Below are 15916 nucleotides of genomic sequence, written 5' to 3'. Positions count from 1 at the left end.
CGGTCTCGCTCACAAGGCGGCCGCGCTGCCCGCTGAATATGCTCAAGGGGTGGAGGACAGCGAGCAGGCGGTGCTGACCGGGATGTTGCAGTCGGCGGAGGACGCCGCCCCGGTGCAGGCGGTCGAGGCCGTCACCGGCGTCATCGCCACGGCGCTGAACGCGGGCGGCGTCTCGCTGCTGATCGCCGACCTCAGCGGTCGCGCGCTGGTGCGGCTGACCCACCAGCCGGACGGCGGCGGCGCCGGGCGACGCCACGGCGAGGAGGAGGCCGAGGTCCTCCCGTTCGACGGCGGGCCCTACGAACGCACCCTCCGTCAGCAGGCCCCCGAGGTCGTCCCCGGCGACGGCACGTGGACCGTGCTGGCGCCGGTCACCGACCGCGGTGAGGCGATCGGCCTGCTGGAGATCGACCTGCCCGACGAGCCGGACGGCGACGTGGTGAACTGGGTCGCCCGTACCGCGCACGCGCTGGCGTTCGTGGTCATCGCCAACCGCAGGCACACCGACCTGTTCGAGTGGGGACAGCGCACCACCCCGTTCACCCTCTCCGCCGAGATCCAGCGCCGCCTGCTGCCCGCCTCGTTCACCTGCGAGGCCGGCGCCTTCGCCCTCTCCGGCTGGCTGGAACCCGCCGCGAGCGTCGGCGGCGACACCTTCGACTACAGCCTGGCCCGGGACCTGCTGCACCTCAGCGTCACCGACGCGATGGGCCACGGCGTGGCGAGCGCGCTCACCGCCACCCTCGGCGTGGGCAGCCTGCGCAACACCCGCCGGCGCGGCCTCGGTCTCGTCGCGCAGGCCGAGGAGGCCAACCGGGCGGTCGCGGAGCACGCCAACGTACGCGGCGCGTACGTCACCGCCGTGCTGGGCCGTATCGACCTGACCACCGGACGCTGCGAGCTGCTGAATGCGGGGCACGTCCCGCCGCTGCTGGTCCGGGACGGCCGGGTCGTACCCGTGGAACTGCCGGGCAACTTTCCGTTCGGGATGTTCCCCGGCGAGAGCTACCGCAGCGCGGAGCTACCGCTGCTGCCCGGCGACCGGCTGGTGGTGGTCACCGACGGCATGCGCGAACGCAACGCCGCGGACCTCGACCTGGCCGCCGCCCTGCTCCGCCTCGCCCACCTGCATCCCCGCGAGGCGGTCCGGGCACTGTCCGACGCGGTGCTGGAGATCGCCGGGCCGGCTCTGGCCGACGACACCACGCTGCTCGTCGTCGACTGGTACGGCGGCCACGGGCCACGCCGCAGCACCGCCGGCGCGGACAGCGCCCGCGTCAGCCCGGACGAGGAGCGCTCAGCGCACCGCCGTCGGTGAGCCGTCCTCGGCCTCGCGGACCGTGCCGAAGAGCGGGACGACGCGGTCCACCGAGGTGATCGAGAAGACGTTGCGGATCGACTGGCGTACGACGGCCAGACCGAGCCAGCCGTCGCGCTCCCGCAGGTTCTTGTAGACGAGCACCAGCGCGCCCAAGCCGCTGGAATCCATGAATCCGACCTGGGTCAGGTCGACGACCACCGTCCGCGCACCGGTCTCCACCACCTCGAGCAGCCGGTCACGCAGCTGAGGCGCGCTGGCCATGTCCAGATCGCCGACGACCTCGATCACCGGGCCGACGCGCCCCTGCCGGGTCGTCACCGAGAACTCCACCACGCCCCCTCAACCGCGCCGCCGACGGCACCACACTTCTACCCACCGTGCCAGATATCCGCCCTGATCGCCTCCCGTAGGTGCGCGACGGCTCAGCGGCCTCGCCGCGACGTGGTGGAGGACACCTCAGTGCCGGTCGAGCCCGGTACCGGAGCGGGGATCCACACCTCGGCGGCGGCCCGGCGGCGCTCGGCGAGGCGTACCGCCGGCCGCATCGCCAGGCCGGCGAGCACGAACAGCCCGCCGAGCACCAGCCAGCCCGGGGTGCCCCAGCCGAGCAGCAGCGAGGTCAGCAGCACCGGGCCGAGCATCCGGGCGAGCTGCGGCGCCATGCCGAAGAAGCCCTGGTACTGCCCCTGCCGGTCGGGTCGGGCCAGGGTGAAGCCGACCTCCCAGCCGCTGGCCGCCTGCACCATCTCGCCGAACACCTGCACCAGTGCCGCGCCCAGCAGCACCGCCGAGGCCACCCACGCGCCGCCGACCATCCCGGAGACCGCGTACGCGCCGCAAGCGACAAGCAGCACCCAACCGGCGTGCCCGCTGGCCCGCGCCGCCGTGCCCGGATCGGTCACCCGGCGGGCCACCCGGACCTGCCACAGCACCACGCACAGCATGTTCACGGTGAGCACGATCGCGCCCATCGGCGCCGGGGCGTCGGTCCGTTCCGCGATCCACAGTGGCAACGCCAGGCTGAGCAGCGGCATGTTCAGGCACATCACCGCGTTCAGCAGGGTGATCAGCGCGTACGGGCGGTCGCGCAGCACGGCCAGCCGGCCCGGCTCGGGTCCGGCCGGGACCGGCGCCGCCGCCTCGGGCAGCCGGCGCACCAGCAGGGCCGCGGCCAGGAAGCTCGCCGCGTCGAGCGCGAAGGCGGACAGGTACGCCGGGCGGCTGTCCGCCCAGAGCACGAGCGCGCCCAGCCCGGCCCCGGCGGCCAGGCCGGCGTTCGAGACCGACTGCAACCGGGCCCGTACCGCGGTGCGCCGCGCGGGCTCGATCAGCCCGACCAGCAGCGCCTGCCGGCTGGCGGTGAGCCCGGCTTGGCAGGCGGCGTAGCAACATGCGAGCAGCACGAACAGCGGGAAGGAACGGATCACGAGGAAGCCGCTGAGTGCGGCGGCGGTGGCGACGGCGAAGACGACTGTCATCCGCCGCGCGCCGTAGCGGTCTGCCAGCTGGCCGGCGGGCACCCCGGCGAGGATGCCCGTCGACCAGCCCACGGTGAGGGCGATCCCGACCTGCGCCGGGGACAACCCGACCACCCGGATGAAGAACAGCGCCGAGCAGGCGTAGAACGCGCCGTCACCCACCGAGTTGGCGAGCTGGGCCAGGGCCAGCACCCGGACCCGGCGGCCGGTGTCGACATCGGTCATTGCTCGTCCCCCGTTCGCCGTGCTCCTTCCTCCATCCAAGACCTGCGGATTGGCTCACAGAAGCGCCGATTCCAGGCGATTCGATTGGGCCAATGTAGGGTCGTCGCGGTGGACGTACACGTGAGCCTGGCCGGCCCCGGCGACCGCGCCACCCGGATCCACAGGCAGTTGCTGGAGGCGATCCTGGACGGCCGGCTGCGGCCCGGCGAACGGTTGCCACCCAGCCGCGAGCTGGCCCGGCGGCTCGACGTCTCCCGCAACACGGTCGCCGTCGCCTACGAGCGGCTGACCGCCGAGGGCCTGCTCACCGCCCGGGTCGGCGCGGGCACGTTCGTCGCCGGCGAGCCGGTCGCCCGCGCCCGGCCCCGTCCGGCACCGGCCGGTGGCGTACGCCCGCGGGGGTTCTGGGCGTCCGCCGCGCCGGCCCCCACCGCCGCGCCCCGACCGGGCCACGACTTCCGGGCCGGCACCCCGGACACCGGGCTGTTCCCGCTGGCCACCTGGCGGCGGCTGGTCGCCGGGGAACTGCGCACCGCGACGATCCGGGGCGGATACGCCGACCCGGCCGGGCACCAGGGCCTGCGTACCGCCGTCGCCCGTTACGTGGGACTCGCCCGCGCGGTACGGGCCGCGCCCGAGGACGTCGTCGTCACCCACGGCGCCCAGCAGGCGTTGGACCTGATCGCCCGGGTGGTGCTCGAACCGGGCGACCGGGTGGCGGTGGAGGAGCCCGGCTATCCGCCCGCCCGGCGGCTGTTCGCCGGCCACGGCGCGCGGGTCGTGCCGGTGCCCGTCGACGACCAGGGCCTCGACGTTCGCGCGCTACCAGGCGACGCGCGGCTGGTCTACGTCACCCCGTCCCACCAGTTCCCGCTGGGCGTCCGGATGTCCCCGGCCCGCCGGGCGGCGCTGCTGGACTGGGCGGCGGCCCGGGACGCGGTGGTCGTGGAGGACGACTACGACACCGAGTTCCGCTTCTCGGCCCGCCCGCTGGACCCGTTGCAGACGCTGGACCGGGCCGGGAAGGTCGTCTACGTCGGCACGTTCTCCAAGACCCTGCTGCCCATGCTGCGCCTCGGTTTCCTGGTCGCCCCGGCGTCGCTTCGCCCGGCGCTGCTGGCCGCCCGGCAGCTCACCGACTGGCACGGCGACCACACCACTCAGGCCGCGCTGGCCCGGTTCATCGACTCCGGCGAACTGGCCCGGCACATCCGCAAGGCGACCCGGGTGTACGCCGAGCGGCGCGACCTGATCGACGCCGCGTTGCGATCCGACCTCGCCGACTGGCTCGACCCGGTGCCGTCCACGGCGGGCCTGCACCTGTGCGCGCGGCTGCGCCCGGAGACCGGCGTCGACCTGCCGGAAGTCGTCGCCCGGGCGGCGGAGGCCGGCGTCACGGTACGCGAGATCGCCGGTTACCGGGCGGGCCCGCCCGGCCCGACCGGTCTGGTGCTCGGCTACGGCGCCGTCGGCACCGCCGACGTGCCCGACGGGCTCCGGTTGCTCGCGCGTAGCTTCCGCGGCTGACCGTCGGCGACGCGGATTCCTCCGGGCTTCGAGCAACCCCGGGAGCCCCACCTGGCGTGACTATCCCGAATCTGATCGGAGGTCCGGATGAGTGATCGCGACACGGCGTTCGCGGAGTACTTCTCGGCGAGGCACCGCGCCATGCGCGCCACCGCGTATCTGCTCTGCGGTGACTGGCACCGCGCGGAGGACCTGGTCCAGACCGGGTTCACCAAGCTGTACCTGGTCTGGAACCGGGTCGACCGGCACGACGCGCTCGACTCCTACGTGCGCCAGATCATCGTCCGGTCCTTCCTCGACGAACGGCGGCGGGGCTGGTGGCGGCGGGAACGGGTGGGCACGCCCGACGCCGATCCACCGGCGCCCGCGACGCCTGCTCACCGAGGTGCACACACCGGGGAACCCGCTGCCGACCGAACCGTGTGGCCTGGCGCGCGCGTTCTGGGGCATGGGGGGCATGGGGGGCGAGTGCCAGCCGATGACCGTCGGCGACGCGACTGTGGGTGTGGTGGTTCGTCCCGGCGCGGACGACCGGTTCGACCAGTGGGCGGCCTACCGGCACCCCGACGGCATGGTGGTCTTCGTGGCGCAGGGCGCGTACGACAGGCAGACATCCGCGTCCCCGCTGCCGTTCACCGCGCGCGAACTGGCGACGCTCGCCGTCGACCAGCGGCTGCACCTTGGGTAGCCCCGAGGTGGGCGCGGCTGAACTACCCTCGCGCCCGTGAACACTGTGGAGATCGATGCGCCAGTCGTCGGTGTGACCGTCTACCCGGACCGCGCGCGGGTCACCCGCCGGGGTGGTCTCCGGCTCGCCGCGGGGGAACATCGGGTACGCGTCGCGCCGCTCCCGCTGGGCCTGCGGCGGGACTCGATCCGGGTGGGCGGTCACGGCCCGGCCACCGTGCTCGGCGTCGACGTGACCGCCCACCGGCAGGCCCGCAGCACCGACGCGCAGGTCGTCGAGCTGGAACGGCGGCGGCGGGAACTCGCCGACGAGGTGGCCGAGGTCGAGGACACGGACGCGATCGAGGCCCAGCGCGGCGAGTTCCTCACCCGGCTGGCCGAGCGCGCCGGTGGCACGTACGCCCGGGCCCTGGCCGCCGGCGACGCGGCCCCGGCCGACGTGGCGGCCTTCACCGAGTCGGTGTCCGGTCAGCTCGCCGAGTCCCGGGCCCGGCGGCGCGGGCTGGCCCGGCGGCGCACCGACCTGGCGGAGGAGCTGGCCGCCGTCGACCGCGAGCTGGCGGCGGCGCGCGGCAAGCGGGCGCCGGACCGGCTGGCCGCCGAGGTGTCGGTCTCGGTGGACGCCGACGACGCCGAGGTGGAGCTGGAGCTGACCTACCTGGTGGACGGCGCCCGCTGGACCCCCTCCTACGACCTGCGGCTGGTCGGCGACACCATGACCGTCACGTGGTTCGGGCTGGTCAGCCAGGGCACCGGGGAGGACTGGCCGGAGTGCGAACTCCTGCTCTCCACCGCCCGCCCGGCGGCGGCGAGCGGCGTACCCGAATTGTCGCCCTGGTATCTCGACCGGCTCCGCCCGCAGCCGCCGATGGCCGTGTCGGCCGCGTCGTTCGACGGGACGTTGCCACCCCCGGCGCCCGGCGCGGCGCCGCCGGCGGGCCGGGCCGGCGTGGCCCGATCGGCGGCGGTCCGGCCGGCCGTGCGGGAGAGCGTGGCCGAGGTCGAGCAGGGCGTCACGGCGGCGACCTACCGGCCCGCCCGGCCGGTGGCGGTGCCGGCCGACGGCAGCGCGCACCGGGTGACGGTCGCGGCGCTGGAGCTGCCGGCCCGGCTGGACCACGTCAGCGTGCCGGTACGCGCCGCCGAGGCGCACCTGCGGGCGACGGTACGCAACACGTCCGACCACACGCTGCTGCCCGGCCCGGCGTCGGTGTTCCACGGCGCGGACTTCGTCGCGGCGACGCGGTTGACCATGTGGGCGCCGGGCGAGGAGACCGAGCTGGCGCTGGGGGTCGACGACCGGGTACGGGTGGAGCGGAAGCTGCACCGGCGTACCGAGAGCAAGGCGACGCTCGGGTCGACGCGGCGGCGGGAGATGGAGTACCGGATCACTGTCGCGAACCACACGCCCCGCCCGGCCACTGTCGAGGTGCGCGACCAGTTGCCGGTTTCCCGGGACGAGTCCGTGGTGGTACGCGAGACGACGCTGACGCCGCCGCCCGCCGAGCGTACGGAGCTGGGCGAGCTGACCTGGCGGCTGTCGCTCGCGCCGGGCGAGAGCGGCGAGATCGCGCTGGGCTTCCGGGTGGAGCTGGCCAAGGGCGTCGAGCTGACCGGCTGGCGGGAGTAGCCGCACGCAGGCGTTAGGAAGGGCCCCTTCTTATGCAGAATGCGTTAAGAAGGGGCCCTTCCTTCGGTCCGGTCAGACGCGGCGACGACCGTACAGGCCGGCGAAGACGGCGACGCCGATGGCCGCGAAGCCGACCTGGAGCGCCAGCTCGATCCAGTCGATGCCGGGAGTGTCGGCGACGCCGAACGCGCCGGCCACCAGGGTGCCGACGAGCGCGGCGACCACACCGATGAGCAGGGTCAGCCAGATCGGGATGTTCTGCTTGCCCGGCACCACCAGGCGCCCGAGCGCACCGATGACCAGGCCGATGATGAGCGCGGTGAAGAAGCCCGTGATCTCCACGAGAGGCGTCCCTTCCCTCGGATGTGTTGGCGCCTCGCTGGTTGCCCCGATCAACCGTCCGGCCAAACGTACGGTCCGATTTCGTCACAGAACTGTCATGACCGGGCCGGTCAGTGCTCCGAGTGCTGGCGGCGGCGCGGCGCGCCGGGCGGCTCGTCCCGGTCGATGCGCAGTTCCCGCTCCAACTCGGCGATGACCATGCGCAGGTCGTCCAGGCGCTGACTGATCGCGATCCGGTCCACCTCGTCCGGTATCCCGTCGCCGTCTTCGTCGTAGTCCGGCGCCAGCCCCTCGGTCATCTCCAGCCGGCGCGCCTCCTCCATCGAGTTGACGATGACCGCGATGAGGATGTTCAGCAGCAGATTGACCGCGATCATCACGAAGCTGACGTAGTAGAGAAGCGTCCACGGTGACACCTCAAGGCCCTGTTCCAGCAGGTCCGGCAGCGTCTCCAGGGACAGCAGCACGAACAGCGTGACGAGGGAACGGCCGATGTCGCCGTACTGCTCGGGGTAACGGTCGCCGAAGATCAGCCAGCCGGCCATGCCGTACACGTAGAGCGTGACGGCGGCGAGCGCGAGGAACCCGGCGACGCCGGGCAGGCTGCGCCACAGCGCCGTGACGATGGTCCGCAGGCCGGGCGAGAAGCGGACCAGCCGCAGCACCCGGGCGACCCGGATGAACCGCAGCACGCCCGAGTCGCCGTGCAGTCCCGGGATGAAGATGGCCGCGGTGACCAGCAGGTCGAAGACGTTCCAGCCGTGCCGGAAGAAGTCCTGCGGACGGCGGCCGTACGCGAGGATCCGGATGGTGATCTCCACGACGAAGGCGGCCCGGAACATCAGCTCCGTCCACCGCAGCACCGGCCCGGCGGCGCCCAGGTTCGGGTACGTCTCGATACCCAGCACCACTCCGTTGGCCATGATGAGCACCACGATGGCCACCTCGAACGGCCGGGACGCGACGAGCCGGGCACAGTGGCCCGCCAGCCCTCGCCTCCCCGTGCTCGTCCGGCGACCGCCGCGCGGGGTCGGCACCGTGTCCCCGATCAGCGCCTACCTCCACGACACGAGGTCCGGGCAACGTACGGACGACGGGGGGTAGTCACCCGGACACTTTAGTGGATCACCGACGGCGCGCGGTCACGGCCGAGGCCCGGCCGGCCCGGCTCACAGCCAGCCGCGGCGCTTGAACAGCAGATAGAGCGCGCCGCAGACGGCGAGCATCAGGGCGAGCGCGAACAGATAGCCGTACCGCCAGCCCAGCTCCGGCATGTGCCCGAAGTTCATCCCGTACACGGTGCCGATCAGGGTCGGCGCGAACAGGATGGCGGCCCAGGCGGAGACCCGCTTGATCTCCTCGTTCTGCTCGAAGCTGGCGGCGGTCAGGCTGCGCATCTCCTCGTTCTGCGCCTGCGATAACAGCGTGGCGTTGACGGTGAGGATGTTCTGGAGCAGGTGCCGGAACCCGTCCACCCGCTCCACCACCTGGGTGAGGTGGTCGGCCACGTCGCGCAGCCGACGGCGCAGCTCCTCGTCCGTGCCGTACTTGTCGAACCCGTGTGCCAGCTCGTCCACCACCTTCAGCAGCGGGCGGGCGGCCCGCTGGAACTGGATCACCTCGCGGCTCAGCTCGTAGATGCGGCGGCTGGCGTTCGGGTCGCCGCCGAACACCTCGGTCTCGACCTCGTCGATGTCGTTCTCCAGCCCGGCCACCACCGGCGCGTAGCCGTCCACCACCCGGTCGAGCACGGCGTAGAGCACCGCTTCCGGGCCGAGCGCGAGCACGTTCGGCTCGGCCTCCAGCCGCCGTCGTACGCCGGCCAGGTCGGGCGTGCCGCCGTGCCGCACGGTGATCACGAATCCGGGCCCGAGGAACAGGTGCAGCTCGGCGAACTCGACCGCGTCCCGCTCGTCCAGGTAGCGGGCGGCGCGCAGCACCACGAACAGGGTGTCGCCGTAGCGTTCCAGCTTGGGGCGCTGATGGGCGTTGATCGCGTCCTCGACGGCCAGGTCGGGGAGCTGGAACTCGGCGGCGAGCGAGGCGATCTGCTCGCGGCCCGGCCGGAGCAGCCCGATCCAGGCCATCGCGTCGTCGAGCTGCTGCAGGCAGCGGTACGTGTCGGCGAGGCTGACCGGTGACGCCCGCCGTACCCCGCCGACGTAGACGCCGCTGTCGACCAGCCCGTCGGGGCGCTCCGGCTCCGCCGCGCCGGCGTCGATGGCGTGTTCGTCCAGTTGCCGGCCGAACCCCTCCGAGGACCGGTTGCCCGCCATGCCCCTCCCCCGCAGCCCGACCGGCTCGCCGAGTCCCCCGCCGAGGCGGTCGCAAACGTCAGGGGCGGTAGCGGTAGCCCATCCCCGGCTCGGTGATCAGGTGCCGGGGCCGGGCCGGATCGTCCTCCAGCTTGCGCCGCAACTGGGCCATGTACTGCCGCAGGTAGTTCGTCTCCTGGTGGTACTCCGGCCCCCACACGTCGTGCAGCAGCTGACGCTGGCTGACCAGCTTGCCCGGGTTGCGCAGCAGCTTCTCCAGCATCGCCCACTGGGTGGGGGTCAGCTTGACCTCGACGCCGTCGTCCCGGGTGACGGTCCGGTCGGCCAGGTCGACCGTGTTGCGGCCGATCCGCAGCGCTGGTACGGCGGGCGTGGCCGGGGCGAGCCGCCGGGTCACCGCCCGGATGCGGGCCAGCAGCTCGTCCACCCCGAACGGCTTGGTGACGTAGTCGTCGGCGCCCGCGTCGAGCGCGGCCACCTTGTCCTCGCTGCCGGCCCGGCCGGAGAGCACGATGATCGGCACGGTGGTCCAGCCGCGCAGGCCCCGGATCACCTCGGTGCCGTCCAGATCCGGCAGGCCCAGGTCGAGCACCACCAGGTCCGGCGGGTGCCCGGCGGCGGCCTTGAGCGCGGCGGCGCCGCTGCCTGCTACCTCCACGTCGTAGCCCCGGGCGCGCAGGTTGATCCGCAGGGCGCGCAGGATCTGCGGCTCGTCGTCGACGACCAGGATCCGGGTCATTCCTGCGGCCCTTCCGCGTGCGGGGCGGCCGGCAGCCGCAACACCATGGTGAGTCCGCCGCCGGGCGTGGTCTCCGGGGTGATGCTGCCACCCATCGCCTCGGCGAGGCCCCGGGACAGCGCCAGCCCGAGGCCGACGCCGGTCTGGTTGTCCCGGTCGCCGAGGCGCTGGAACGGCAGGAAGACGTGCTCCCACTGGTCCTCCGGGATGCCCGGCCCGGTGTCGATCACCCGCAGCTCGACCTGCCCGGCGTGCGCGCTGCCGGTGATCGTCGGCGGGCGGCCGGGCGGGCTGTGCCGCAGCGCGTTCGACACCACGTTTACCAGCACGCGCTCCAGCAGGCCCGGGTCGGCCAGCGCCGCCGGCAGGTCGGCCGGGATGTCCGTGGTCACCTCGGCCGCCGCCGGGCCCAGTTCGTCGAGGGCCCGGGGTACGGCGTCCTCCAGCCCGATCGCGGTGGTGGTGACGCCCAGCGCGCCGGCCTGCAGGCGGCTCATGTCGAGCAGGTTCGCCACCAGCCGGCCCAGCCGGTCCAGCGACTCGTCGGCGGTGGCCAGCAGTTCCTCCCGGTCGTCCGGGTCGAACTCGACGTCGTGGCTGCGCAGGCTGCTCACCGCGGCCTTGGCCGACGCCAGCGGCGTACGCAGGTCGTGGCTGACCGCCGCGAGCAGCGCGGTGCGCATCCGGTCGGCGGCGGCCAGCGGGCGGGCGGTGGCGGCCTCCTCGGCCAGCCGTTCCTGGCGCAGCGCGACGGCGGCCTGCGCGGCGAACGCCTCCACCACCCGGCGGTCGGCCGCCTCCAGCCGCCGGCCGGCGAGCACCACGCTGAGCCGGTCGTCGACCGGCACCACCGTCTCGCCCGCGCCCGGGCTACCGGGCGGCCGCTCGCCGACGCTCGCCACCACCCGCCAGGCGTCCGCGTCCCGGGCGCGCGCCGGGCGTCCGCCGGCCTCGTCGGTCAGCTCCAGCACGCTCACCGCGCGCAGCCCGAACGTCTCCCGCAGCCGGTCCAGCAGGGCGGGCAGCGGCCGCTCGCCGCGCAGCACGCTGCCCGCGACGGTGGCCAGGGTCTGCGCGTCGGCGGAGGCCCGGGCCGCCTCCCGGGTACGCCGGGCCGCCACGTCGACCACCCAGCTCACCGCGATGGCGACACCGACGAACACGCCGAGGGCGAGCAGGTTGTCCGCCTCGGCGATGGTCAGCGTCCGGTACGGCGGGGTGAAGAACCAGTTGAGCAGCAGCGAGCCGCCGAGCGCGGCGACCAGCGCCGGCCAGAGCCCGCCGACCAGTGCCACGCCCACCACACCGGCGAGGAACAGCAGGATGTCGTTTGTGAGGGTGAGGTCGGGCAGCGTCCGCAGCAGCAGCGTGAGCAGGGGCATGCCGAGCAACGCGAGCGCGTACCCGATCAGTCGCCGGCGTCGCGACAGCGCGGCGGGCACCGACGTGCCCCGGCGCCCGCGGCCCGCCTCGGGGTGGGTGACCAGGTGCACGTCGATCGGGCCGGACAGCGCGGTGGTGGTCACCCCGACGCCCCGGGCGAACACCTGCGCGAACCGGCCCCGGCGGCTCGCGCCGAGCACGAGCTGGGTGGCGTTGACGCCCCGGGCGAAGTCCAGCAGTGACGCCGGGATGTCGGTGCCGAGCACCTGGTGGTACGTGCCGCCGAGGCTCTCCACCAGCACCCGCTGCCGGGCCAGCTGGGCCGGGTCGGCGCCGGCCAGCCCGTCGCTGCGGGCGACGTGCACGGCGAGCAGGTCGGCGCCCTTGCTGCGGGCGGCGATCCGGGCCGCCCGGCGGATCAGCGTCTCGCCCTCCGGGCCGCCGGTCAGCGCGACGACCACCCGTTCCCGCGCCTCCCAGGTGTCGGAGATGCCCTGCTGGGCCCGGTACGCGTCGAGCTGCTCGTCGACCTTGCCGGCCAGCCAGAGCAGCGCCAGTTCGCGCAGCGCGGTGAGGTTGCCGACCCGGAAGTAGTTGCCGAGCGCGGCGTCGATCTTGTCGGGCCGGTAGATGTTGCCGTGCGCCATCCGGCGGCGCAGCGCCTCCGGCGTCATGTCCACCAGCTCGACCTGCTCGGCGGCGCGGACCACCTGGTCCGGCACGGTCTCCCGCTGGGTGGTGCCGGTGATCTGCGCGACCACGTCGTTGAGCGACTCCAGGTGCTGCACGTTGACCGTGGACAGCACGCTGATGCCGGCGTCGAGCAGCTCCTGCACGTCCTGCCAGCGCTTCTCGTGCCGGGAGCCGGGCACGTTGGTGTGGGCCAGCTCGTCCACCACGACGACCTCGGGCCGCCGGGCCAGCACGGCGTCCAGGTCCATCTCGGTGAACTCGACGCCCCGGTACGTCATCGCCCGGCGCGGCACCACCTCCAGGTCGCCGATCATCTCGGCGGTGTGCCGGCGCCCGTGCGTCTCGACCAGGCCGATCACCACGTCGGTGCCGCGCTCGGCCCGGCGCTGGGCCTCCTCCAGCATCGCGTACGTCTTGCCGACGCCCGGGGCGGCCCCGAGATAGATCCGCAGTTCACCCCTGCCCACAGCGTCCATCCTCCCTGAGTGCAAGGAAGGGCCCCCTGTTAACGCCTCGCGAGGTGGAGGGGGCCCTTCTTAACACTTCCGTCAGCGCGCCGGGAACGCCTCGTCCAGCGCGAGGTTGAGTTCCAGCACGTTCACCCCCGGCTCGCCCATGAAGCCCAGCGCCCGGCCGGTGGTGTGCTCGGCGACCAGCCGCCGTACCGCCGCCGGGTCCGCACCGCGCTCCCGCGCCACCCGGGCCACCTGGAGCCGGGCGTACGCCGGGGAGATGTGCGGGTCGAGGCCGCTGCCGCTGGCGGTGACCGCGTCGGCCGGTACGGCGGGCCGGGCCGGGGCGTCCCCGCGGACCGGGGTGACGATGCCGCCCTCGGCCACGTAGTCGTGACCGGGCTGCGCCGCCTCCACCGGTACGCCCTGCCAGGTGGTGACGAACGGCGTCGCGGGCGCGGCCTGGTTGACGCTCACCACGCGGGTGATCCGGCCGGTGAGTCCGTCGGCGCGGAACACGGCGAGCACCGCGCCCACCCCGTCCGGCGTGCAGTACGGGCGCCGCCCGTCCACGCCGTCCAGTTCGCCGATCGCCTTGCTGCGGGCGCAGACCTGGGTGAGCAGGCTCGACGTGGAGTCGGCGGGGTCGGCGGAGAGCGTGTCCACCACGCTCTCCGGGCCGAGGTTGCCGGCCGCGGTGGCGGTCGGGTCGTAGCCGTCCCCGGCGGCCGACGGGCGGGACTGGAAGTAGCGCGGGATCGGGTTGCCGTCCGCGTCGGTGAACGACTGGCCGATCAGCGAGCTGCCGACGGTACGGCCGTCGACGGTGAGCAGTGACCCGTCGGCCCTGCCGTCGAAGCCTGGGAGCCGGCCGGCGGCGACCAGGGCGAGCGGGTAGAGCAGGCCGAGCAGCACGGTGAAGACGAGCACCGCGCGCAGGGCGGCCAGGTGCTGGGAGAGCCAACTGGGAAGGCGCATCACGAGATCCCCGGGACGAACTGGACGAGCAGGTCGATGAGCTTGATGCCGACGAACGGCACCACGATGCCGCCGAGGCCGTAGAGCCACAGGTTGCGGCGCAGCAGCGCGGACGCGCTGGCCGGGCGGTACCGCACACCGCGCAGGGCCAGCGGGATCAGCGCCACGATGACTATCGCGTTGAAGACGACGGCGGAGAGGATCGCCGACTCGGGGCCGGCCAGCCGCATGATGTTCAGCCGGTCCAGCGACGGGTAGATGCCGGCGAACATGGCCGGGATGATCGCGAAGTACTTCGCGATGTCGTTGGCGATGCTGAACGTCGTCAGCGCGCCCCGAGTGATCAGCAACTGCTTGCCGATCTCCACGATCTCGATCAGCTTGGTCGGGTCGGAGTCGAGGTCGACCATGTTGCCGGCCTCCTTCGCCGCCGACGTGCCGGTGTTCATGGCCACGCCGACGTCCGCCTGGGCCAGCGCGGGCGCGTCGTTCGTGCCGTCGCCGGTCATCGCGACCAGCCGGCCGCCCTCCTGCTCCTTCTTGATCAGGGCGAGCTTGTCCTCCGGCGTGGCCTCGGCGAGGAAGTCGTCCACGCCCGCCTCGTCGGCGATCGCCTTCGCGGTACGCGGGTTGTCGCCGGTGATCATCACGGTGCGGATGCCCATCCGGCGCATCTCGTCGAAGCGTTCCCGCATGCCGGCCTTCACCACGTCCTTGAGGTGGATGACGCCGAGCGCCCGGGCCGGTTCGCCCGCCACGTGCTCGGCCACCACCAGCGGCGTACCGCCGGTGCCGCTGATCGCGTCGACCAGTTCACCGACCTGTTCGGTCGGGTGACCGCCGTTGTCGCGTACCCACTTCATCACCGCGGCGGCGGCGCCCTTGCGGACGTGCCGGACGCCGCCGCCGGCGTCGAGGTCGACGCCGCTCATCCGGGTCTGCGCGGTGAACGGCACGAACGTGGCGTGCGGGATGAGGCCGGGCTCGCGCTCGCGCAGCCCGTACTCGTTCTTCGCGAGCACCACCACCGAGCGGCCCTCGGGGGTCTCGTCGGCCAGGCTGGACAGCTGCGCCGCGTCGGCGAGCGTGGCCGCGTCGACCCCGGTCACCGGCAGGAACTCGGCGGCCTGCCGGTTGCCGAGCGTGATCGTGCCGGTCTTGTCCAGCAGCAGCGTGTTGACGTCGCCCGCCGCCTCGACCGCCCGGCCGCTCATCGCCAGCACGTTGCGCTGCACGAGCCGGTCCATGCCGGCGATGCCGATAGCGGACAGCAGCGCGCCGATGGTGGTCGGAATGAGACAGACCAGCAGCGACACGAGGACGACGCCGGTGACGCCGGAGTCGGTGATCGCCGCGGTGTCCGGCGCGGCGGCCTGGTAACCCTTCGCGAAGATCGCCATGGGCTGGAGCGTGACGACGGCGAGCAGGAAGACGATCGTCAGCGCGGCCAGCAGGATGTTCAGCGCGATCTCGTTCGGCGTCTTCTGCCGGTTGGCGCCCTCGACCAGCGCGATCATCCGGTCGATGAAGCTCTCGCCGGGCTTCTGGGTGATCCGCACGACGATCCGGTCGGAGAGCACCCGGGTGCCGCCGGTGACCGCGCTGCGGTCGCCGCCGGACTCCCGGATCACCGGGGCGGACTCGCCGGTGATCGCCGACTCGTCGACGCTGGCGATGCCCTCCACCACGTCGCCGTCACCGGGAATGACCTGCCCGGCCTCGACCAGGACGACGTCACCCTGGCGCAGTTGCGGCGCGGGCACCGCCTCGTCCCGGTACGCGTTCGCGGCGGCGCCGGGAGTCCAGCCGACCAGTCGGGTGGCGACGGTGTCCTGCTTGGCCCGGCGCAGCGTGTCGGCCTGCGCCTTGCCGCGCCCCTCGGCGACCGCCTCGGCCAGGTTCGCGAAGATCACCGTGAGCCAGAGCCAGACCGTGATCGCCACAGCGAACACCGACGGGTCGGTCACCGCGAGCACAGTGGTGAACAGCGCGCCGATCTCCACGATCAGCATCACCGGGTTGCGCCACAGCGTGCGCGGGTCGAGCTTGCGCAGCGCGTCCGGCAGCGACGCGATCAGCTGGCGAGGGTCGAGCAGCCCGCCGCCGACCCGGTCGTCGCGGCGCCCCGGCGTACCTGCCACCGGCGCTTCGACGGTCTGCACAGGTGCTGTCATGTCCTTGTCTC

At 73.5% G+C, this 15916-nt stretch carries 13 protein-coding genes and 1 pseudogene; 5 read left to right on the top strand and 9 right to left on the bottom strand.

Features of this window, described 5'->3' with window-relative positions:
- The first annotated feature begins 49 nt into the window (after positions 1-49).
- Complete coding sequence (locus J3R08_RS02265) at positions 50-1318, top strand: PP2C family protein-serine/threonine phosphatase (RefSeq protein WP_209959788.1); 1269 nt, start codon at positions 50-52, stop codon at positions 1316-1318.
- Here the strand turns inward: J3R08_RS02265 and J3R08_RS02260 are convergent.
- Together J3R08_RS02260 and J3R08_RS02255 are read right to left on the bottom strand one after the other, a co-directional pair.
- On the bottom strand, positions 1298-1639 hold the full coding sequence (locus J3R08_RS02260; protein ID WP_233607691.1) for an STAS domain-containing protein: 342 nt from the start codon (positions 1637-1639) through the stop codon (positions 1298-1300). The two genes, J3R08_RS02265 and J3R08_RS02260, sit on opposite strands and share 21 nt — an antisense overlap.
- A gap of 104 nt (positions 1640-1743) precedes the next feature.
- Positions 1744-3024 carry an MFS transporter gene (locus J3R08_RS02255; RefSeq protein ID WP_069087845.1) on the bottom strand — a complete coding sequence of 427 codons (1281 nt, stop codon included), beginning with the start codon at positions 3022-3024 and terminating at the stop codon, positions 1744-1746.
- A gap of 108 nt (positions 3025-3132) precedes the next feature.
- Between J3R08_RS02255 and J3R08_RS02250 the strand changes: the two genes are divergently transcribed.
- The 4 genes and pseudogenes from J3R08_RS02250 to J3R08_RS02235 all read left to right on the top strand — a co-directional run bounded on the left by J3R08_RS02250 (position 3133) and on the right by J3R08_RS02235 (position 6868).
- Positions 3133-4551, top strand: coding sequence for a PLP-dependent aminotransferase family protein (locus tag J3R08_RS02250; RefSeq protein WP_064448592.1), 1419 nt, complete (start codon positions 3133-3135; stop codon positions 4549-4551).
- Positions 4552-4638: 87 nt separating this feature from the next.
- Positions 4639-4863: pseudogene (locus tag J3R08_RS31780) on the top strand (sigma factor); the annotation flags it as partial.
- A 136-nt stretch (positions 4864-4999) separates the two neighbouring features.
- Complete coding sequence (locus J3R08_RS02240; protein WP_209959786.1) at positions 5000-5239, top strand: hypothetical protein; 240 nt, start codon at positions 5000-5002, stop codon at positions 5237-5239.
- A 36-nt stretch (positions 5240-5275) separates the two neighbouring features.
- Positions 5276-6868 carry a DUF4139 domain-containing protein gene (locus J3R08_RS02235; protein ID WP_209959785.1) on the top strand — a complete coding sequence of 531 codons (1593 nt, stop codon included), beginning with the start codon at positions 5276-5278 and terminating at the stop codon, positions 6866-6868.
- Between the two features lie 72 nt (positions 6869-6940).
- On the opposite strand, the gene J3R08_RS02230 is transcribed toward J3R08_RS02235, so the two are convergent.
- From J3R08_RS02230 to kdpB, 7 genes are all read right to left on the bottom strand, one after another.
- On the bottom strand, positions 6941-7210 hold the full coding sequence (locus J3R08_RS02230; protein WP_209959783.1) for a GlsB/YeaQ/YmgE family stress response membrane protein: 270 nt from the start codon (positions 7208-7210) through the stop codon (positions 6941-6943).
- Between the two features lie 110 nt (positions 7211-7320).
- The gene (locus J3R08_RS02225) at positions 7321-8247 is read right to left on the bottom strand and encodes an ion transporter (protein WP_043327039.1); all 927 of its coding nucleotides are present in this window, start codon (positions 8245-8247) and stop codon (positions 7321-7323) included.
- A 132-nt stretch (positions 8248-8379) separates the two neighbouring features.
- Positions 8380-9486, bottom strand: coding sequence for a magnesium and cobalt transport protein CorA (locus tag J3R08_RS02220; protein ID WP_209959781.1), 1107 nt, complete (start codon positions 9484-9486; stop codon positions 8380-8382).
- Positions 9487-9544: 58 nt separating this feature from the next.
- Complete coding sequence (locus tag J3R08_RS02215; protein WP_064448596.1) at positions 9545-10225, bottom strand: response regulator; 681 nt, start codon at positions 10223-10225, stop codon at positions 9545-9547.
- Entirely contained in the window at positions 10222-12768 is a 2547-nt protein-coding gene (locus J3R08_RS02210; RefSeq protein ID WP_064448597.1) for a DUF4118 domain-containing protein, read from the bottom strand. The genes J3R08_RS02215 and J3R08_RS02210 overlap by 4 nt, the downstream gene beginning before the upstream one ends.
- Positions 12769-12849: 81 nt before the next feature.
- Complete coding sequence (locus J3R08_RS02205) at positions 12850-13731, bottom strand: potassium-transporting ATPase subunit C (protein ID WP_187692283.1); 882 nt, start codon at positions 13729-13731, stop codon at positions 12850-12852.
- On the bottom strand, positions 13731-15905 hold the full coding sequence (kdpB, locus tag J3R08_RS02200) for a potassium-transporting ATPase subunit KdpB (protein ID WP_187692284.1): 2175 nt from the start codon (positions 15903-15905) through the stop codon (positions 13731-13733). The genes J3R08_RS02205 and kdpB overlap by 1 nt, the downstream gene beginning before the upstream one ends.
- Between the last annotated feature and the right edge of the window lie 11 nt (positions 15906-15916).

The sequence above is a fragment of the Micromonospora sp. HB375 genome (assembly GCF_017872985.1).
Taxonomy (GTDB): Bacteria; Actinomycetota; Actinomycetes; order Mycobacteriales; family Micromonosporaceae; genus Micromonospora; species Micromonospora chalcea.
Note: the sequence above shows the minus strand (reverse complement) of the source record. Positions and strands in the feature narration are given on the sequence as shown.